The sequence below is a fragment of the Alloscardovia sp. HMSC034E08 genome (assembly GCF_001813415.1).
Classification (GTDB): domain Bacteria; phylum Actinomycetota; class Actinomycetes; order Actinomycetales; family Bifidobacteriaceae; genus Alloscardovia; species Alloscardovia omnicolens.
In genome coordinates this window covers 117,933-138,396 of the sequence record NZ_KV812468.1, presented here as the reverse complement: position 1 = coordinate 138,396, position 20,464 = coordinate 117,933, and the positions used below count along the sequence as shown (strand labels likewise).

Annotated in this window: 18 protein-coding genes; 3 read left to right on the top strand and 15 right to left on the bottom strand. The window is 48.6% G+C overall.

Features of this window, described 5'->3' with window-relative positions:
* Positions 1-30 precede the first annotated feature (30 nt).
* The gene (locus tag HMPREF2909_RS02025) at positions 31-1,512 is read right to left on the bottom strand and encodes an amino acid permease (protein WP_071415035.1); all 1,482 of its coding nucleotides are present in this window, start codon (positions 1,510-1,512) and stop codon (positions 31-33) included.
* Positions 1,513-1,589: 77 nt separating this feature from the next.
* Here HMPREF2909_RS02025 and HMPREF2909_RS02020 point away from each other — a divergent pair, with 77 nt between their 5' ends.
* Positions 1,590-1,901 (top strand): YhbY family RNA-binding protein, encoded by a 312-nt coding sequence (locus HMPREF2909_RS02020; RefSeq protein ID WP_071415950.1) that lies wholly within the window; start codon positions 1,590-1,592, stop codon positions 1,899-1,901.
* 108 nt (positions 1,902-2,009) lie between these two features.
* Here the strand turns inward: HMPREF2909_RS02020 and HMPREF2909_RS02015 are convergent, their stop codons facing one another.
* From HMPREF2909_RS02015 to HMPREF2909_RS01980, 8 genes are all read right to left on the bottom strand, one after another.
* Positions 2,010-3,080 carry a LacI family DNA-binding transcriptional regulator gene (locus HMPREF2909_RS02015; protein ID WP_071415949.1) on the bottom strand — a complete coding sequence of 357 codons (1,071 nt, stop codon included), beginning with the start codon at positions 3,078-3,080 and terminating at the stop codon, positions 2,010-2,012.
* A gap of 162 nt (positions 3,081-3,242) precedes the next feature.
* The gene (locus HMPREF2909_RS02010) at positions 3,243-4,121 is read right to left on the bottom strand and encodes a carbohydrate ABC transporter permease (RefSeq protein ID WP_071415034.1); all 879 of its coding nucleotides are present in this window, start codon (positions 4,119-4,121) and stop codon (positions 3,243-3,245) included.
* 1 nt (position 4,122) lies between these two features.
* Positions 4,123-5,028: a carbohydrate ABC transporter permease gene (locus HMPREF2909_RS02005; protein ID WP_148130779.1), complete on the bottom strand. Its 906-nt coding sequence runs from the start codon at positions 5,026-5,028 to the stop codon at positions 4,123-4,125.
* 132 nt (positions 5,029-5,160) lie between these two features.
* A complete protein-coding gene (locus HMPREF2909_RS02000) occupies positions 5,161-6,534 on the bottom strand; it encodes an ABC transporter substrate-binding protein (RefSeq protein WP_071415032.1) in 1,374 nt (457 codons plus the stop codon).
* Between the two features lie 45 nt (positions 6,535-6,579).
* Entirely contained in the window at positions 6,580-8,136 is a 1,557-nt protein-coding gene (gene arfA / locus HMPREF2909_RS01995) for an arabinosylfuranosidase ArfA (RefSeq protein ID WP_071415031.1), read from the bottom strand.
* A gap of 842 nt (positions 8,137-8,978) precedes the next feature.
* Positions 8,979-9,368: a tryptophan synthase subunit alpha gene (locus HMPREF2909_RS01990; protein WP_084797206.1), complete on the bottom strand. Its 390-nt coding sequence runs from the start codon at positions 9,366-9,368 to the stop codon at positions 8,979-8,981.
* Positions 9,369-9,560: 192 nt separating this feature from the next.
* Entirely contained in the window at positions 9,561-10,370 is an 810-nt protein-coding gene (locus HMPREF2909_RS01985; protein ID WP_373604532.1) for a sulfite exporter TauE/SafE family protein, read from the bottom strand.
* Positions 10,371-10,438: 68 nt separating this feature from the next.
* Positions 10,439-11,926 (bottom strand): APC family permease, encoded by a 1,488-nt coding sequence (locus HMPREF2909_RS01980; protein ID WP_071415029.1) that lies wholly within the window; start codon positions 11,924-11,926, stop codon positions 10,439-10,441.
* Between the two features lie 188 nt (positions 11,927-12,114).
* Between HMPREF2909_RS01980 and HMPREF2909_RS01975 the strand changes: the two genes are divergently transcribed.
* Positions 12,115-13,467, top strand: coding sequence for an Abi family protein (locus HMPREF2909_RS01975; protein WP_071415028.1), 1,353 nt, complete (start codon positions 12,115-12,117; stop codon positions 13,465-13,467).
* Positions 13,448-14,083, top strand: coding sequence for a 5' nucleotidase, NT5C type (locus HMPREF2909_RS01970; RefSeq protein ID WP_071415027.1), 636 nt, complete (start codon positions 13,448-13,450; stop codon positions 14,081-14,083). The genes HMPREF2909_RS01975 and HMPREF2909_RS01970 overlap by 20 nt, the downstream gene beginning before the upstream one ends.
* Positions 14,084-14,271: 188 nt before the next feature.
* Here HMPREF2909_RS01970 and HMPREF2909_RS01965 read toward each other — a convergent pair whose 3' ends face one another.
* The 6 genes from HMPREF2909_RS01965 to HMPREF2909_RS01940 form a co-directional block, all read right to left on the bottom strand.
* A complete protein-coding gene (locus HMPREF2909_RS01965) occupies positions 14,272-14,673 on the bottom strand; it encodes a (deoxy)nucleoside triphosphate pyrophosphohydrolase (protein ID WP_071415026.1) in 402 nt (133 codons plus the stop codon).
* A 21-nt stretch (positions 14,674-14,694) separates the two neighbouring features.
* Entirely contained in the window at positions 14,695-15,540 is an 846-nt protein-coding gene (locus tag HMPREF2909_RS01960) for a type II restriction endonuclease (protein WP_071415025.1), read from the bottom strand.
* Positions 15,541-15,548: 8 nt separating this feature from the next.
* On the bottom strand, positions 15,549-16,319 hold the full coding sequence (locus tag HMPREF2909_RS01955) for a DNA-methyltransferase (RefSeq protein ID WP_210387853.1): 771 nt from the start codon (positions 16,317-16,319) through the stop codon (positions 15,549-15,551).
* A 21-nt stretch (positions 16,320-16,340) separates the two neighbouring features.
* Positions 16,341-17,171, bottom strand: a complete 831-nt coding sequence (locus HMPREF2909_RS01950) for a DNA adenine methylase (protein WP_071415023.1) — start codon at positions 17,169-17,171, stop codon at positions 16,341-16,343.
* Between the two features lie 581 nt (positions 17,172-17,752).
* Positions 17,753-18,490, bottom strand: a complete 738-nt coding sequence (locus tag HMPREF2909_RS01945) for a TetR/AcrR family transcriptional regulator (RefSeq protein WP_084797205.1) — start codon at positions 18,488-18,490, stop codon at positions 17,753-17,755.
* A gap of 106 nt (positions 18,491-18,596) precedes the next feature.
* On the bottom strand, positions 18,597-19,973 hold the full coding sequence (locus tag HMPREF2909_RS01940; protein ID WP_071415022.1) for a GH1 family beta-glucosidase: 1,377 nt from the start codon (positions 19,971-19,973) through the stop codon (positions 18,597-18,599).
* Positions 19,974-20,464 lie beyond the last annotated feature (491 nt).

Here is a 20,464-nt window from a genome sequence, read left to right as displayed (position 1 = left end):
GGCCCAGCTCCCACGAGCCAGGCCTTAGCGCTACTTCACCGAATCTAACTGCGAATGTCTATAGGAATAGAGGAAGTAAATCGAGATTCCGATAGCCAGCCAGACGGCGAAGCGAATCCATGTGAGCACGGACAGGTTCACCATAACGACCAAACAAGCCAGCGCCATAATCAGCGGGAACCATGGGCTTCCTGGCACGCGGAAAGCGCGGTCTAAATCGGAACGACGGCGGCGCATAATCGGAACACCCACGCATACGAGCACGAAAGCACTGAGCGTACCAATGTTCACCATGTCTGCGAGCACGGCAACATCCAAAGTGGAGGCGATAATCGCAATGCCCAGGCCTACCAAAATCTGCAAGCGAGCAGGAATACCCTTAGCGTTGGTGTGCGAAAGACCGCGAGGCAGCAAACCGTCACGGCTCATCGCAAAAATAACGCGCGTTAAACCGAGCAGAAGCACCATAACAACAGTGGTTAAACCAATCACAATGCCGAAGGAAATAATGGTTGCGGCCCAGTTAGCGCCCACGAGCTCAAACGCGGAAGCCAGCGAAGGGCTACCCTGCTTGGCCAAAACCTTGTAGGAGACCATACCCGAGGTAACGATAGCCACAAGAATATAGAGCACAATCACCATGCCCAAGCCGAGCGTAATGCCGCGAGGAATGGTGCGCTTCGGATCTTTGGCTTCCTCCGAGGCGGTGGCCACTACATCGAAACCAAGGAAAGCGAAGAACACAAGCGCCGCACCGGAGAAGATGCCGGCGATACCGTACATGGTTACCGGCTGACCGGTTGCCCACGCAATCAGCGGCTGCTCAAGGTTGGCAGACACCGCGCCCGTCCCTACCGATACAGCTGCCTGAGATTCAGGAATAAACGGTACGAGATTGCTAGACTTAAAGTAGAAGAAGCCGACAATAATAATAAAGAGAACAACACCCACCTTCAGCACGGTAAGCGCTGCATCGACGCGGCTCGATAATTTCGTGCCGATGAGCAGAAGCACAGTAAAGAACATAACCACAACAAATGGCGCAAAATCAATCGAAAAATGCTCGGAAACTTGCCACGTTGTGTTTATATTTATGCCTATTAAGCGCAGGAAATCGTGCAGATAAACGCCCCAATATTTGGAGACCACCGAACCGGCCATAAGCATCTCCAAAATAAGATCCCAGCCGATAATCCACGCAATAAATTCGCCCAGGGTTGTGTAGGTAAACGTGTATGCCGAGCCTGCAGCCGGAACCATGGAAGCGAACTCCGCGTAGCACAGCGCCACACCCGCGCACACAACACCAGCAATAATAAAGCTAATAATGGCAGCCGGACCTGCATGGAAGGCAATAGTTTGCGCACCGATAGAGAAGATGCCCGCGCCCACAGCAACGGCCACAGCCATCGTGGCCAAATCCCACACGCCCAGTTCGCGCTTCAGCGAGTGCCCCTCAGCATGCGTTTGTTCAACGGCTGATTCAATTGATTTTGTTCTAAAAATTTTCACAGGCTACAGTTTAGCGCACAGCCCCGTTTTTGCGCGTATGCGCGCGGTTTTATGAGATATGCCGTACCATGGCATACATGACGACTTTAACAAAACCTCAGATTAAGCAGTTGCGCGGTTTAGCTCATCAGCTCAGCCCGCTCTTACTGATTGGAAAAAACAATATTACCGAAACCGTTCTGTCTCAGACAGAACAGCTTCTCGATGATCATGAGCTGATTAAAGGCCAGCTGCAGGAAGGTTCTTTGCTGACTGCAAAAGAAGCTGCTGCCGAGCTGGCCGAGGAAACGGGTGCCGCGGTTGTGCAGACCATCGGTCACCGTTTTGTGCTGTACCGCGCTTCTCGTCGCAAGGATTACAAGAATCCTATTCGCTTAGTACGCGACTAAAACTGCGCACAGAATCTCTAAAGCTTCAAACAAACGAGTCGATATTCGCCATTGAATATTGACTCGCGCTTTACTTTACAGTTTTCTTACAGTTATTTTATAACATTTTTACAGTTGACATGACTGCCGCACTTCTACAGTACACGGTGACGAATAACGCCGTGTTGAACCTTTATAGCCTTCAATGCGCTCAATCAAAAAGTTCACAGCATGTTCAGCGTAATCATCCACATGAGGATTAATGGTGGTGAGCGTTGGATTAGAATAATGAGCTTCGGGAACGTTATCGAAACCGACCAGCTCTACATCGCCAGGAATAGCAATATTATTTTTAGCAAGCTCGTGAATCATGCCGAAAGCAAGAGCGTCGTTGGCGCACACCATAACCTGCGGCATTTCGAGTTTGCCCTGCTCAACGGCAGCGAGCAGATCCTTGACGAGCTGAGCACCGTTCTTGTGATCCAAAAATTCACTGTGCAGCAGGTAGCGGGAGTCAAGCTCAAGCCCTGCGTTTTCGAGCGTATCGATGTACGCGCGCGAACGCATGTCTACCGTACCGAACTCGGAGGCTTTAATGCGCGCAACGTAATCAGCCTCGCTCTCTAAGTTGTTGCGAAGCGGCGCGCCAGCAAAAGCGATGCGTTTCTTTCCGGCGACCAGCAAGCGCTCAACAACCCCGCACACGCCCTCGTAGCTGAGCATGGTGACGCTGTCGACTTTATCGAAAGCGTTAAAATCTGAGGCGAGCACAACCGGATACGTCTGTTGGAAAATAACCGAATCCTCTTTAACCGGCTGACCAGTGAAGAAAATCCAGCCATCTGCAGGTAGCTGATGCGTTTCGTTAACAATCGACTCAACATCCTGATTATGGTAGCCGTATGTGCTCGTGAGAACGCCGTAGCCTCGCGAGCGCGCCGCCTGAATAATGCTGTCGGTGAGGTAGGGGTTAAACGGCTGCGAGAAATCCGCTATGCCTAGGCCGATGAGTTTAGTGGCGCCGGTACGCATACTGCGCGCGGCGAGGTTAACCTGGTAGCCCAGTTTGTTCATAACCTCGCGCACACGTTCGCGCGTTTCGGGACGCATATTGCCCGTGTTATTGAGCACGTTCGAGACAGTTTTAATGGAAACACCGGCTTCTTGAGCCACTTGGGTGATGGTAACTCTATTAGACATCGGAGAATCCCTCGTTTTCTGGATACGCTCAATGGCATGGGCCATTTGTGTTTAGTATATAGTGAACTCTTTACCCCAGTCCTTAGGAAAGCAAGGCATGCCATCAAGCTCACGCTCAGTAGCATGCCCTCGAATGGAGGAGAAAAGGGAAGAGAAGATTGTTTATGCCTTCACCGAACCGGCGGTTAAGCCGCCTATCCAGTAGCGTTGCAGGAAGAGGAAGGCGAGAATCATTGGCACAATAGATAGGAACGCGCCCGATGTTACCAAGTTCCACACCTGTTCAGATGCTGCACCTGCTTGAGACTTCACCTGCCAATTCGTAAGACCTACGGTGATTGGGAAGAGCTTTTGACTGGTAAGCACTACCTGTGGCAGGAAGTAGTTGTTCCACGCGGCTACAACCGACAGGAGGAAAACGGTTGTTACAGCTGGACGCATGATTGGCAGCGAGACCTTAAAGAAGGTGTACATTTCATTCGCGCCATCCACGCGGGCTGCTTCAATCATTTCGTCTGGCAGTGATTCATGACAGTAGATGCGCATAAGGTATACACCCATCGGATTGAGCATACTTGGAAGCAGAACTGCCCAAATGGTATCGGTCAGCTCGAATTTGCTCATGAGCAAGAAGGTTGGGATAACCAGAGCTGTCGATGGAATCATTAATGCACCGAGCACGATATTAAAGAAGAGGTTCTTGCCGCGGAAACGGTATTTTGCAAAACCATACCCAGCGAAAACAGCAACTGCTGTGGCCAGGAAGCCCCCTACGAATGCGTAGAAGAAGGAATTTAAGATCCAACGCCAGTAGATACCACCCTGATAATTCGTAAGTGCAACAATATTGTCCCATAAGGCAAATTTCTTATCGAACCACAAGCTACCATGTGCACCGAAGAACAGACCAGAGTTTGTTTTCGTAGCCGCCACAAACAGCCACCAAACTGGAACAATAAAGTAGATGCAAGCTACAACAAGCACGCCAACGGTAAAGGCACGAGGCTGCTTCTTAATTTTATGTGCTGGAACCTGAGCCATCTTAGTCCCCCAATCCAGACTGTTTGCGAGTTAAGCGCATAAAGATCATGCTGAAGATAACAACGATAAATCCGAGCGCAAACGATACGGTTGCCGAGTAATTTGTTTGGTTGTAGTTGAAAGCCAACGCCTGTGCATACATGTTCGGCGTATATTCTGGCTGAATAATTGTTGGCGCTTGGTTGCGCAAAACATTTGGCTCCGTGTAGAACTGAAGGGTACCAATCAGCGAGAAGATAGTGACCATAACCAGCGAACCCGATACCATCGGTACTTTAATGCGCGTTGCAATCTTAAATTCGTTAGCACCGTCGATGCGAGCCGACTCATACAAGCTCGGTGAGATAGATTGCAGTGCGGAATACAGAATAACCATATAGTAGCCAGTCCACTGCCAAGTAACCACGTTAACCAAAGCACCGAAAATTCCTTGAGAGCTCAAGATTTCTGGAGCTGGAAGACCAAACAGTTCGAAGATTGTGGTAAACGGCCCCATGTTCTTGGAATACATAAAGCCCCACATGAGCGCACCGATAACGCCTGGAACTGCATACGGTAAGAAGATAACCAAACGGCTCACAGAAGCGAAACGATTCTTTAACGAATCCATCAGCAAAGCAAAAATCAATGCTAAACCGAGCTGAACCGGAACCATAACAATTGTGTAGATAATAACGCGGCCTAAACCGGTCAAGAAAATTTTATCGGTAAAAACGCGCTGATAATTTGCTAATCCCGAGAAGTGCTCACCGTGAACCTGCGTGTACGTAAACAGAGACACAATAAACGCGTAAACGAGCGGGATAACAAGGAAGAGTACGAAAATAATGAGGAACGGAGCGGTAAAGATCCAGCCCCACAAGCCTTGGCGACTCAAACTTTTAACTTGGGTATTTGTATTTTTCACCTTAATGTCCTCTCAAGCTTTCATTCGCCATTGAATGCGGTGAAGGAAAAGTAAGGAAATGTGGGGCGGATGGAGAAACCGCACGAGGCGAGCCGCCCCACTCTATTGGAAAGGAACTATGCGAACGAGGTTTTACTTGGTGGTAAAGCCTTGCTGCTTAGCGTAGTCATTGAGAGATGTGGTTAGATCTGCAAGACCCTTCTTAGCATCTTTGCCGTCACGCACAATGCTGGTAAAGGCCTTGGTCTGTGCGTCATAAGCGTAAGTTTGGAATGGAAGGAAGTCTTCGCCCTTGTACGCTTGTGCCGTTGGAATAGTTACTTCGTTAATCTTCTGGTTGCCGAAGAATGGATCTTCCAGATTCTTAAAGAAGTCGGATTCGAGCATCTTGTTCCATGCTGGGAATAGACCTGCTGTTGTTACACCAATCTTCTGAGCTTTATCGGAGTCGAAGAGATCGTGTGCCACCTGTGCTGCAACCTTCGTGTTTGCAGCCTGATCTGTTACTGCCCATGCAGAACCACCCTGGTTTACAGCAGGAGTGGAATCATCCCACACTGGAGCCTTAGCCAAGCGGAAGATGCCCTGCTCAAAACCGTCCAAGCCCTTCAAATAACCGCCGAGCCAAGAAGCCTGAACATACAGAGCGTACTTACCCGACACCATGGAAGTGTTCCAATCAGTGGTGTTTGCGTCTGTAGTATCGACGAGGCCTTCCTTAACAAGCCCCTGCCAGAACTCCATAACGTCTTTCACGCCCTCGGAGTTAAAGTCGATGCCTACCTGATCTGCCTTTTCTGCAGAGTAGGTGTATGGCTTAGCACCCTTTTGTGCGAACAAAGCCATGTTCACAGCGGTACCGTTCGGGTTCCAGTCAGACAGATATCCTTCGAAGCCCGCAGCCTTTAAGTCGCGACCAACCTGAGCAAATTCTTCCCACGTTGTTGGAACCTTCAGGTTGTACTTATCGAATACTGGCTGGTTCACATACATAACGAATGGACCCAAATCCACAGGAATGCCGTAGACAGAGCTACCGCCACCAACGGTTACGCCGTTCCACGCACCCTCGGTATATTCGCTCTTGTACTTATCCATGCCGTACTTACTCAAATCTACCAAGTGCTTTTGTGCACCCGATACAAACTGAGGCATCGCTTCGTATTCAAGCTGAATAATGTCTGGGCCGCCCTTGCCAGCCTTAATAGCGTTCTGGAACTTTACATACTCTGGGCTACCCTGACCAGCATTGTTCCAGCAAACCTGCACATCGTCATGCGTTTCGTTGAAGTTATCGACAATCTGTTCGATGGCTGGGTACCATGCCCACACCGTAACTTTTTCTACGCCTTCCTTCTTTACCTTATTCTGGCAGCTCGCAGAATCGTTCTTGTGAGCATCAGTTCCTTCTTTTTGGGAACTGTTTGAAGCAGATGGGCTACATGCAGCCAAACCGATTGCCAAACTAGCAGCAGCAATACCGGCTAGAACCTTCTTCAATTGCATCGAGTACTCCTTTGTCCTCTTTGTCTTTCTCTTACTTCACTACTGTTATTTCACTTCCACAGCCGTCCACGACACTGCTGGCAAAGTAAGAGTTACTCGCGCGCCCTGCTCGTCGAGTTGAGCGGAGGTGTTGCGAGATGGTGTTACGCGATTGTGATCGTCTGCAGTGTTGGCTGCGTAGATGTCGTCGTCGTGCACCGTTGTTGCTTCTACAGTGCTAAATCCTGCGTGAGGCAACGAAATTTCTACGTCTGCAGCCTGCTCGAGCGAACGGTTCGTCAGGAGAATAACGTGCGATCCGTCTTCGCGCTTTACGACTACAGAATTTACTGACTCTACTTCCCCGTACGCCTTTACAGCGATTGGAGTAGATGATTGCTTTGGCTCCAAAACCGTTCCGCCCTTGGTGAGCTTGGCGGTTAAGGCGAATGGGTAGAAGGTCGTTTGACGCCATGCGTCGCCACCCTTTTGAGTCATGATTGGAGCAATCACATTCACCAGCTGTGCTAAGCTGGCAGCCTTTACGCGGTCTGCGTTCTTGAGCAACGTGATCATAAGATCACCGAAGACGACAGCATCCATCGCGTTGTACACATCTTCGAGCAGGTGTGGCGCAACCGGCCAATTTCCAATACCTTGAGGTACCTTGCTTGGCTCAGCACTCTGATACCACACGTTCCACTCGTCGAAGCTAATATATACGTCGTGATTACTGCGCTTCTTCGCCTTCACAGTATCGATAATGGCACCCACTTCCTTAATAAAGCGATCCATATCGACGCCGGATGCCATGAAGCTTTGCAGATCGCCATCGTAATGAGCTGGCTCATAGTAGGCGTGGCACGACAGGAAGTTCACCAGATCGTATGTGTGTTCAAGCACGGTTTCTTCCCACTGACCGAAGGTCGGCATATCGTGAGCCGCCGAACCGCACACCGCTAGCTGCAAGTCTGGATCGATTTGACGCAAACCGCGCGCAACATCAGCCGCTAGCACACCGTAATCTTCTGCCGACTTATGACCGAGCTGCCATGAGCCGTCCATTTCGTTGCCCAAGCACCAGAGGCGAATATCGAATGGCTCTTCGGCACCGTTTGTTTTGCGCTCATCCGATAGCTTGGTTCCGCCAGGAATATTGGCGTATTCCACGATGTCGAAAGCTTCTTGCAGACCGCGTGTACCAAGATTGATGGCTTCCATCAGCTCGTTTGGCTTACCATCGACGGACACCTTCTTAAGCCATGCATCCATTTCGTGCAGACCAAACTCGTTCGTTTCGGTCGAATGCCATGCTGTATCAAGACGACGAGGACGCTGTTCTACTGGACCGACGCCATCTTCCCAGCGATAGCCAGAGACGAAGTTTCCGCCCGGATAGCGGATCGTTGTGGCACCCAGTTCGCGTACCAGCTCGATAACATCTTGACGGAAGCCGTTTTCGTCCGCGCTTGGATGACCCGGCTCGTAAATTCCCTCGTATACGCAACGTCCGAGATGCTCTACGAAAGATCCGAAGATGCGGTTTGGAACTTCAGAGAGTTCGAATTCATCGTCCGCTACGATACGCGCGGATAATGCTGATGGATTGTCGGCGTGCGCCATATGCTGCCTCCCGTTTAGATATAACTCATACTTACTGCTTCCTCATCATTGGAGATTTAACCGTTTCGAGTAAATGGAACGTAAGTAAAAGTAAGTAATTTGAGCTAGTACAACCTTGTATTAATGATTTTTAGTATATCGTTTACCTAAATATTTGACTAGCGCGACACGCCGAGAGATTTATATGGCTCGGCTTGCGAAGGATTCGCCTCGCGCCACCTGTGGTGTAGCTAGGGTTTGCTGTTGCAGCTTTTACATCTGACCGCGCGCGCAAAGGTTGCCACGGAAAATGGCTGTTTGTGAACGTTCGCTTTGTGGCAGCTTTTGCACGTGACTTCTCGTGTGAAGTTGACCTCTTTAACTGTTACAGCTATAGACAGCGATACACGTTACAGCAGTCAGAACCCTCATACAAAGCCTGGTAAAAGCTTTACCGAGTACAGATAATCAACAGCTGTAAAAGCTAAAGCTCAAAACGTACCCCATCGCATGTGATCGAGCGCACAGTTTCACACTGAGATTACATTTTTCTCAGACTTTTCTCAGGTTCTTCTTGGGGTGTTGTTCAGCTTCGGACGGTTATATATAAATCATGCAAGGAAAACCGCACAGGAACCCGAACTTGAGTTTCAGGCAGAAGGACGCTGAGCTGATTCTTCCCCAAGAAAATTGAACCCTCTTCTTCTTTTCTCTTACACCTCGACGCTTGCAGCAGAATGCACGCCGAGGTTTTCTTTTTCTCCGACAATCTGGGTGTCACGAATGAGTTAAAATGCAAATCATCTCGCACACCCCTATTTTGGCTGTGCGAGATGATTCACATTTCAGCTCATTTACTGCGCCTACAAAGCATCCTTCATGCTCTTCACGAACGCACCAATATGTGCCGGCGCTTCCGTGCCGTACCGTTTGATCAAGCGGATAATCGCCGAACCCACAATCGCACCATCCGAGATTGCGACCATATCATGCGCCTGCTGCGGAATCGAAATTCCAAACCCAACCGCACACGGAACGGACGTATTCTCGCGAATCGTTGCAACAAGAGAACTCACATCCGTGGTAATCTCCGCACGCTCCCCCGTCACTCCCAAACTGGAGACAACATAGATAAAGCCTCGAGTCTCGCGCGCGATCATGGCGATGCGGTTAGCGGAAGTTGATGCGATAAGCGAAATAAAATCAACGCCATGTTGCGCGAAAAATGGTATGCAGAACGCAAGGAAATACACGTATCCCTAAGTGTAAAAAGAATGCTGCGTTCTGACCCTACGAAAGAGTGTCAGACCTTCAAGTTGGAACGAAGTCGAAAGAGGGCGCGGCAGAGCTGAGCGCGAAACGTGGCTGAGAGCTCTGAGCGGTCATAATGGTCTTCCTTTGAACTGTTATTGGCAACCGTAGCGAGAAAAAGCTCAGCTCGTGAGCTATCTTCCAGTATGTGAGACTTTGAGCGCGGATAGTACGCTTTTTACGAGCACGAGCAGCAGGAAGAAGTTGAACATCCACAGGTTGATGGTTGGCGCGAGAAAAGCTGCCAGCCGCGCGCCTGCAGGGGTAACGAGCATGGCTGCGACGCCAATAATTCCAGCGGCTTTGAGGTCGACGATGTTAGCTTTAAGATTGCTGATAGTGCCGCTGATTGCACCGGGCATCATGGCCAGCAGGGAGGTTCCGCGCGATACCAGATCGCTGGCGCCGAACACGACGCTCATGCCCGGAACGAGCACCGCGCCGCCGCCTACGCCGAGCAGAGCGGACAGAACACCCGAGATGATGCCGAGCAGCACCATGCCTGTACCGGTGAGCCAGGTGACGGTGACGTGCGAGATGCGCGACGGGCTTTCGAAGAATTGGCTAATAACAATGCCTACAAGGAATACAACGAAGGCCCAGCGTAAGAATTTTTCGGAAAGTTTTTGCAACAGTTTCGAGCCGACCCATGCGCCGGTGATAGTGCCGATAATAACCAGTGCGCCCATCGCCCAATTTACGTGGCCGCCGAATGCGTACGAGATGATTCCACCCAAACTTGTCAATGGCATGGCTGCGAGCGATGTGGCCGATGCTTGGCGCTGCGTAAGGCCGTAGAGCAGCAAGCCGGGAACCATAACCGTTCCACCGCCCACGCCGAAAAGGCCGGAGAAAATACCGACTGCGATGCCAATGGCGAGGAGGAGAAGGACGGAGCGCGTGTTTTTCTTCATGATTGCCATGGTAGGGCGAGCGGCGAACAGGTGGCGTATGGCGGTGGGGTAAATACCGTCGCAACGCTACTTACCCCACCACTGTGCTAATAAAAAACTCAAGCCTTCTCATTCAATCGCGAATGCCTGTAGGAATACGCGAAGTAAATGGTAATGCCAGCTGCAAGCCACACAAGGAATCGAGTCCAGGTGAGAACAGACAGGTAAAGCATCACAACGAGGCACACTGCTGCAACAATCAGCGGCAACCACGGGCTTCCTGGAGCCTTAAACGCGCGCTCCAAATCAGGACGCTTCTTGCGCATGATTGGCACACCCACGCACACGAGTACGAAGGCGCTCAGCGTACCAATATTCACCATATCGGCGAGAACACTAATATCCAACGTAGAAGCAATCAGCGCAACAACAATACTGGAAACAACCTGCAGGGTTGCTGGAACGCCACGCTTGTTGGTGTGCGAAATGCCTTCTGGCAGCAGCTTGTCGCGGCTCATAGCGAAAATGACGCGGGTTAAGCCCAGCAGCAGAACCATAACTACAGTGGTCAAGCCAACGAGAATACCAAACGAAATAATCTGAGCGGCCCAGTCAGCGCCTACAAGCTCGAACGCGGCAGCCAGCGAAGGGCTCTTCATCTGAGCGAGCTTATCGTAGGAAATCATGCCCGAGGTAACGAGAGTAACCATAACGTACAGGAAGATAACGATGCCCAGGCCAATGGTAATGCCAAGCGGAACTGTGCGCTTTGGCTCCTTTGCTTCTTCGGCTGCGGTCGCAATAATGTCAAAACCGATAAACGCGAAGAAGACGAGTGCCGCACCCGAGAGAACACCGCCAAAACCGTACATGGTATCTGGCAAGCCGAGAGCTTTCTGCAGAAGCGGCTGTTCAAGCGAGGTGAGTACGGACGAGCCGGAACCGGTCACGGCTTCTACGGACTGCTGAGGAGGCACGAACGGCGTGAGGTTGCCAACTTTAAAGTAGAAGAAGCCGGCCACAATAATAAAGAGGACGACGCCTACCTTCACAACGGTAAGAACAGCGTCGAAATCGCTGGAAATCTTCGTGCCCATAAGAAGCAGAACGGTAAAGAAAGCGACGATAGCCATTGGCGCGAAGTCAATGGTAAAGTGCTCGGATACGTGCCACTGCGTCTCGACGGGGAAGCCGATAAGGCGGAAGAATTCGCGGAAGTACAAGCCCCAGTATTTGGAAATAACTGACGCGGCCATAAGCAGTTCGAGGATAAGATCCCAACCGATAATCCATGCGATAAATTCACCCAAAGTAGTGTAGGTAAAGGTATACGCCGAGCCAGCGGCCGGAACCATCGACGCGAACTCCGCATAGCAGAACGCCACACCCACGCAGGCAAGACCTGCGATAAGGAAGCTCACAATAGCTGCCGGACCCGCATGGAACGCGATAACCTGCGCACCTACAGAGAAAATACCTGCACCTACGGATACTGCCACAGCCATCATGGCCATATCCCAGACACCTAAGTTACGTTTGAGGGAATGACCCTCTGCATGAGTTTGTGCCAACGCAGACTCAATTGATTTCGTTCTAAAAAGTTTCACATGGATACTGTACCGTGTTCCCTCGCGTTTGTAGAGAGAAAGAGGGCGAAACAGGGCTGATTATTTTACCTAGTGGGACAGTATTGCTAGGTGAGACAGAAAATGACCACTAGGTGGAACGCGCTGTGGCATTTAAAGCTCTACAATTGAGGAGAGATTCGTTTTGAGCAGCAAACGATGGGAGAAACATGGACGTTCCAGACACACCAGACAAAGAATCGCAGCGCCTCGAAAAATTCCTCCGCGCCCGCGAGCGCGCACGCGATGCGTATAGAAACAACTTCAACAACGATTTCGATACGCTTAACACGGACGAGCAGATTAAGTATTTTAAGCGCCGCGGTATTACATTCGAGCGCTACAGCGAGAATAAAGCCAAGACGTTTATGCTCGAAAGCACGTACTTCTTTAAGCTCAAAACTTTCGCCACGAATTTCTTAACCGATCCAGATACGAATACTTTTATAAACCTCGACTTCGCTCAACTGCGCGATGTGTCTATTCTCGATTACCGTTTGCGCTCGCTGATTAACTACTTTTCGAGCAATATTGAGCACGCTTTACGTATCCGCTTTAACCGCGTTCTTGAGCATTTCGACGACGATAGCGATGAGGCTACACGTCCGTACATTGAGTATCGTCGCAAGGCAAACCCTCGTTATGATGTGAGTCGCGAGCTCAGTCGCAGTATTTACACGTCGAATCTTATTCAGCAGTACGATTTCGCCCAGATGAAGCCGGTCTGGCTATTATGGGAAACTACGGATTTTCATACGCTTATTATGAGCTACCGCTCGTACGTGTACTCGAAAAATCTCAGCGACGTAATCGATAGTCTATTCACGCCGTCTCGCAAAATTCGTAACGCGGCAGCGCATCATAATAGCGTGCTTATTCCAACGCGTCAGGAAAAGCGCGACTATAGCGAGCTCTACTATCTTGCCAATATTTTCCTGCCATGGGGCGAGCACACGCACGCTGAGCATCTTAAGCGCGCCGATGTTATGCGCACGATTATGCACGAGCAGATGGTCAGCCAGTTTGCCTCGCTCCTGCTCGTGCACGTGAATCTTGTGGCGAGCGCTGCTGTGCGCCAAAGCGCGGTTAAAGAGGTGAAAGATTATCTGAGCCGTCTCGAGTATCACTGGGATTGGTACGCGGGGTCGAACAGTTCGTGCCCGACGTTAACGCGCAAGCTTACGGCTATTAAGACGCTGCTCGAGAGTTTCTGCTCTTTTATGGAGACGCTCGATAATGATGCGCTTAACGAGGACGAGCAGCTTCTTCTTCTGCCTCCTACCCCACGCGCCGAGACTGAAGAGATGCTGCATTATATGGAAAACTGCTTTATTGAGGATGTGCGCGATAATATTCATGAGCTCAACGAGTTTGAGGAAACGAGCACGGATGAACTGCAGTCGGAGTTACAGCTGATTGAGGACGCCGATACAGATTCTCAGCAGCCGCCAAGCGAGGAAGAGATGCTCGCTGAAATTATGAGGCAGATTGAGGAGATTAAGCATGACGAAGCGCGTTCCTGAACAGTACGAAAATCAGCGTGTGGGCGTGCAAGGCTACCGCGTTTTAAACCTCGACCTCGACGGCGTGTGCGCGGATTATAACGCGGGAGTAAAAGAGTATTGTGTGCGTCACGGTTTAATGAGCGCGAGCGTTACTCCTCCCATGCACACGTACGCTTTATGGGAGAACGAGGGATGGCCGTTCCACAACCTGCAAGAGTACATCGAGATCCATAAAGCTGCCGCCCTTGAGGGACTGTACGAGAACTTGCTCGCTCTGCCCGGTGTTACTCAGGTTCTGCACCGTTTAGCGCATGAGCACGTGTACATTCGTATTGTGACACACCGCTTGTTCGTGTCCGGTCGGCACGAGCGCGTCGTGCAGGATACCGCGCGTTGGCTCGAAAAGCACAAGATACCATATATGTCGCTGTGTTTCGCAGGATTAAAAGATTCGATTGCCGCCACGGTTCACATCGATGATTTGCCTGCAAATATCGACGTTTTGCGCGCAGCCGACCAGCAGGTTGTTGTGTTCGAGCAAGATTACAACCTTGATTGCGCTGGATCTCGTATTCGCGATTGGAGCGAGGAGAGCGTTGATTATGTGCTAGAGCTGTTTGAGAACGCTCAGTAACGCGCAAGCGAACCACACTCTCAGGTTTCTTTCAGGTTTTCCTCGGGGCGTTACTCAGGTTCGTGCGGTCATATATAAAACATCAAGCAAGGAGGTAACACACTTCCCCAAGAAAACTTAACCCCTTCTTCTTTTCTCTCTCTTTTCTTTAAGATTCCTCTACGATATGCAGAGGAATCTTTTTGTTATTACACTATATTTTCCTGTCTAAGAATCTCCACCGCTTCCCTATACGCTGGCGCCCACTGCAGTGTTTTCAAATCAGCTGGCTTTAGCCATCTGGAATCCATATGCTCAAGAAGCTTTAACTCGCCAGACACAAGGTGAGCGCGATACGTCTTCATAACGACAGTTCCAAAGGAATAATCGTACGTTGCTTCATTCACGTAACTAAGCACTTCAATATGCGCGCCAAACTCTTCTCGAATTTCGCGTTCCAATGCTGCTTCAGGAGTTTCACCTTGCTCGATCTTTCCACCAGGAAACTCCCAGTATCCTTCTAAATCCTTACCTTTGCCACGTTGAGCACAGAAAATTAAGCCATCTTTTTCGATAGCAGCAGCTACGACGGGGATGATTTTCTTAGTCACATTTACTCCAGGAAACTGATACTAAACGAATATCGAGTTAAATATTCCTCGCTCCAGATCAGCAATGTTATAGAGGTGTTCTAATACATCGAAAGTCTCATGTAAGTTTCTACGAGCGCTCTTCCACCCGCCTCCGTCCGTAATCCACACAAATTCAGTATCAGGAATACTCTTAGCTTCCTCTGCAATCATTTTATAGCTTCGTGACGTCTCATTTAACTTTGAGCCTCCGCTGGAATAAAAATTCGTCTCAATCAGATATATCCGCTGGTCGGTTTTAACAACGAAATCCCAGCGTTTTGTTGATGTACCTTCGGCTGAAATTGCAGATAGGTCCACTCCCCAGGTCTGTTCTATCTGCGTGAGATACATTTCTTTATAATATTCAAGTCCTGCTTTCTTCAGATACACTTCAACCAAGCGTTCCATTTGGTGACCGCCCCGGTTTTTTCTAGCATTACTATCGAGCCCTGTTTCGATTCCTAGACAGTAATCAACGAGATTGTTGATGATATGCTCTCCTATTAAGGAGAGCAAACCGGTCTTTTTCATAAATGCTATATACTGCTCCACGGAGTAATTCATCCGAGAAAAATCGTATAGAAATGCTCCCTCTTCATCCTGCGCATATATCTCATGCTGCCTAACAGCCAATAATGTAGGAATACAACGAAGTGTTTCAGGATATCTCTTTAAAATTTCCCTAAAGTCTTGCTCAATGTCTTTAGAACCAACTAGAGAATTCAGAATATTGAGTTCCACTTTCATGGAGTCTACATTGGCATACACTTTCTCAAAATTGACATAAAAATTGTACTCATTAATGCTCGGTCGCATCTCACTAAGCCACTGGTCGAAGTTCCTCATCTCTCTCCTTAATGCTGTAGGCGTCTGATAGACAAATCGATATATTCTTGTGAGCTATCCACACCTATATAACGTCGATTCAACATTTTGGCAGCTACACCCGTCGTTGAACTTCCGCAAAATGGATCCAAAACAAGGTCACCTGCTTTGGTCGATGATTCAATAATCCTCTTCAGTAGGTATAGCGGCTTCTGCGTTGGATGTTTACCCTCAGTCTTCTCTTTCACGGAAGTCAAACTGCCGGTCCATACATCCTTCATTTGCTTTCCACCATTTTCCTCTTTCATGAGTTCATAATTAAAAGTATGTTTCACCTTTTTTTCACCTTTCTTCGCCCAAAGGATGGTTTCTGTGCTATGAGTAAAAGCTCTGCAAGAAAGATTTGGTGGTGGATTGGTCTTCTGCCAAGTAATATTATTAATTATCTTGAATCCCTCTTGCTCTAACGCAACACCGATACTATAAATGTTATGGAATGTTCCGCTAATCCAAATGGTTCCATTCTTTATTAACAGATTTTTGCAAAGCCTAATCCACTTCCTATTAAAATCATGTTTCTCCGCAAAAGAAGATAGTCTATCCCAATCTCCCTTATTCACAGATACCATCTTCCCCGCAGAACACGAGATACCATCATTACTCAGGAAGTATGGCGGATCTGCAAAAATCATATCAACAGATTCAGGCTCCAACTTTTCTAAGACTGAAAAAGTGTCATCGCAAAAGAGTGCAACATCATCTTCTTCATAGTATGGAGACAGGCCCGGCAAATACAACATACACATCTCCTCTATATTCTCTCAATAGTTACTTACAAGTACTTCTTTGCCTTTTCGCTTCGACGCAACGCTATTAATACCTCTACGAACGTCTACCTGTTGAATACTGTATCCTGCATACAGCTCATGTACGAGAGGGACATCATTGTTACTGAGCAATACTTTTACCCCCAGACTATCAAGTTTTCTAAACAGCTCTGCTAATCTTTCATGATCTTCAAGAGAGAAGCCATCTTTGGTGTAATCGGTGAATCTCGCCGTATCACTCACAGGTACATATGGGGAATCAAAATATACAAAGTCACCGGATTTTGCAGTAGCACAGGCTTCTGCAAAACCACCTTCTAATATTTCAACATTGTTATCTCGTAGATATGTTCCTATATCTCTCAAATTATTCGGGTCGATGGAAGGACCATCCACTTTATTGTTATAGGGCACATTAAACAAACCTTTTGAATTCACACGATATAGTCCATTAAAACAGTGCTTATTAAGCCATATCATGAGTGCAGCGCACTCCGCATCTAACTCGTTAGATGCAATTTTTCTATTATATTCTTCTCTAACATTTAGATATTTTGCTTTATCGCATGTTCCTTCATCGAGTTTATTCACTGCTAAAATAACAGGTTCGGAATCATTCTTCAGCTGCTTATATATATTAATCAATTGCATATTCGTATCATTAATAACAGCATATTGCGGTTGAAGACTAAGTAGCAAAGCACCCCCTCCTATGAAGGGTTCAAAATACCGATTGAAAGTATTAGGGATACATTCCTCAATTTTTCCAAGTAGCTGCCTTTTTCCACCTGCCCATTTAACAAAAGGTTCTAACTTGGTATTCATATTTAATTCCTTCTTCATGCAACTTGCCGGAACTGATAGATATACCATGATTATCGAACCAACAGTTCCGTTAATATTTCTGACAGTACCCTACCTGATTTTCTTTAACTAGGTTTATACCTCTAGCTTAACCGCGGATGCGTAACTGATATATCACCTATTAGAGTTACAAAAAACTTTGAGGCATAGAATACTGACCGCTTTCGAAGCTCCTCACTAATATCCGTAATGCCAACAAGTTTTCGTTAGAATTATTAATTACCAGCCAAAAATGTAGATATCACCCACATGAGCACGAGAATTCGTAACACCTTGGCTGCATTATTTAAGAGGAGCTCCTCACCCCCCCCCCCGTTACACACCTCCCAGCACTTTCCCAGCGTTCTACTGGAGTGTCACTCAGATTCACACGGTTATATATAAACCAACGCAAGGAAGAACCGCACAGGAACCCGATGCTATCAAGCGAACGGACGCTGAGCTGGTTCTCCCCCAAGAAAACTGAATCCCTTCTTCTCTCTTTCTCTCTTACGGTAGTGGTCACCTCAGGCAACTGAAGTGACCACTACTGATTTACTGATTTATTTCTTAAATTCCACAGGATCTATGTATCCTTCCCACACATCTAGGGGGAACAGTTCTGCACAAAATTCCATCCACTCATTCACAAGATTCATAGAATCATCAGCTAGCCAACGCAATTGCAATCCGCCCATCACGCTCATCGCTAGAGACCATAGTTCATAAAAACGTTCTCTATCAGAGGCATACGGCTCCGGCAGCATCCAATTAATCTCAGAAACAATACTCCAGAAACGTCTGTGACGATTAATGAAGTAATCATGTGCAGGATGCTGAGGGTCTAAAGATTCTGCATACAAAATAGTAAACAGCTTCACCAGCATAGTTCGCTCACAGTTAGTCAACACAATATTGAGCGTAAAACGCGGAAAATAGCAATGCTCTCCTCCGTCTGTATCGCATGCGAGCGCGTTACTGTAGTTAAAATTGTCCATGGCCTGAGAATCATAAATCTTCTTAATAACCAAGCGCAGCAAATCGTCTTTACTGTCTACGTAGTAGTAAATCAAAGCTTCCGTAATGTTTAAGTCTTCAGCAATATCGCGCAACGACATGCCCCAAAACCCTTTTTGCGCAATTATTCTTGCTGCAGATTGAGCGATTTGTTCGCGTCTTTCGTCGGCAGTCATTCGCTTTTTATGTGTAGCTTCGCTCAGCACAAGTTTTCGCGCCTGACTTTCTCCATCAAAGCTCAAAACATGCGATTGACGGAACTGCTCCCATGGTTCGAAATACATTGCTTCCTCTTCACTTGCCCTATGGAGAAGCCCTAGCTCTGTGTACTATATAAGACTTAGTGTACCGAGAGCTAGGGCTAGGGGGGGGGAGGCGGTCAGCCAAATTTTATATCGCGTTCGCGCGCACAATCTCGTTATAGCGCAGCGCGGAATCCTTCCAAATACGCTCCTGAGTATCGTAATCGACGCGCACAATACCGAAACGCTTCGTATAACCCCATGCCCACTCGAAGTTATCGAGCAGAGACCACGCGAAATAGCCAGCTACTGGAGCGCCCGCTTCGATAGCATCGGCTACCGCGTTCACATGCGCGTTTAGATAGGCGACACGCTGCGGATCGTGAACAATCTTCTTGCCCTCGTCCTCGCTCACCTCGTCGTCCCACGCAGACCCGTTTTCCGTTATAAACAGCGGCAGACCTGGGAAACGCTCTGCAAGTTCCGTAAGCATGACGGTAAGCGCTTGAGGCTCTTGACTCCAGCCCATCGCAGTCAGTTCGCCTGTAGGTGCCATGCCGCGCACATGCTCTTGCGCTGGTACCGGGTTACCGATTTGAGACAGTACCTGCTCGCTACCCTGTACGTGCGTGCTCGAATAGTAGTTAATACCGAGGTTTTGCAATGGCTGATGAATGATGTCTAGATCGCTCGGCAGCACATAATCCCAGTTGGTAATATGCTTGGTAGCCTCGAAAATCTCTGGATCGTACTTACCCTCAAGCATTGGTCCGAGCCATACCTCGTTAGACATAAGATCGGCGCGACGCTTAGCAGCTACATCTTCTGGAGCGTCCGTTTCTGCCACGTTTGCAGCCAAGTTAAGCGTTACGGATACATCGATATCACCACCCAAAATCTCGCGCAAAGTAGTTACCGCTAAACCGTGTGCGAGGTTTAAGTGGTGAACCGCGCGCAGCGCTTTATGGTAATCAGCAACACCCGGAGCGTGTACGCCGTTACCGTAACCGAGGTACGCTGCGCACCATGGCTCGTTTAAGGTAATCCAAGAATCAACTTTCTTACCGAAAGCGCGCGCCACAACAGCCACATACTCAGCGAACTTATATGCGGTCTCGCGGTTTGCCCAACCGCCGCGGTCTTCCAAATACTGAGGCAAATCCCAGTGGTAGAGCGTAACGAAAGCCTTAATTCCTGCGGCGTGAAGCGCGTCAATCAAACCCTCATAATATGCAATACCCTCAGGGTTAACCTCGCCATTGATGTCTGGAATAACGCGCGCCCACGAGATGGAGAAACGGTAGGCACCAACGCCCAGCTGCTTCATAATCTCAATATCTTCTGGATAGCGATGATACTGATCGCAAGCCACGGAGCCATCGGACTTATCGATAACCGCACCCTCGCGAAGGCACAGCGTATCCCAAATGGATGGCGTGCGCCCGCCCTCAGCAGCAGCGCCCTCTACCTGGAACGATGCGGTTGCAGTGCCCCACACGAAGTCTTGTGGAAATGAACGTGACATAAATTTTCTCCTTTGAAATGAGTACGTTACTAGTGTAACTTAATCGGTTCATATATTGAAAATATGGTAACTTCGCACATCGAAATATGTCGAAATTGCTTAAAGAGTGCATTTTTCTCAGCATTCTTTCAGGTTCTTACTGGGGTGTTGCCCAGCTAAGCGCGGTTATATAGAAGCGTCGCAAGGAAGACCACCCAGCAGGTTCTTCCCCGAGAAAACTTAATCCTCTTCTTCTCTCTTTCTCTTCCTCGAAGACCGTTTCACACGCGTGAAGCGGTCTTTTGGGTTGTGGGGGCTAGTTTTTGTGCTTCTTTGCGCTGTCAATCATGACGCGCGCAGACACGTCGGGGTTCACAACGTCTCAAACAAACAGAGCATAAGAAAACCTCGCTGGAGATGATGAGGAACCAGCGAGGTTATATTCCCTACAGCAGTATCAGCTACAAATTTCTGAAGTCTCAGAAACTCTATCGCACAAACATGCATTCAAC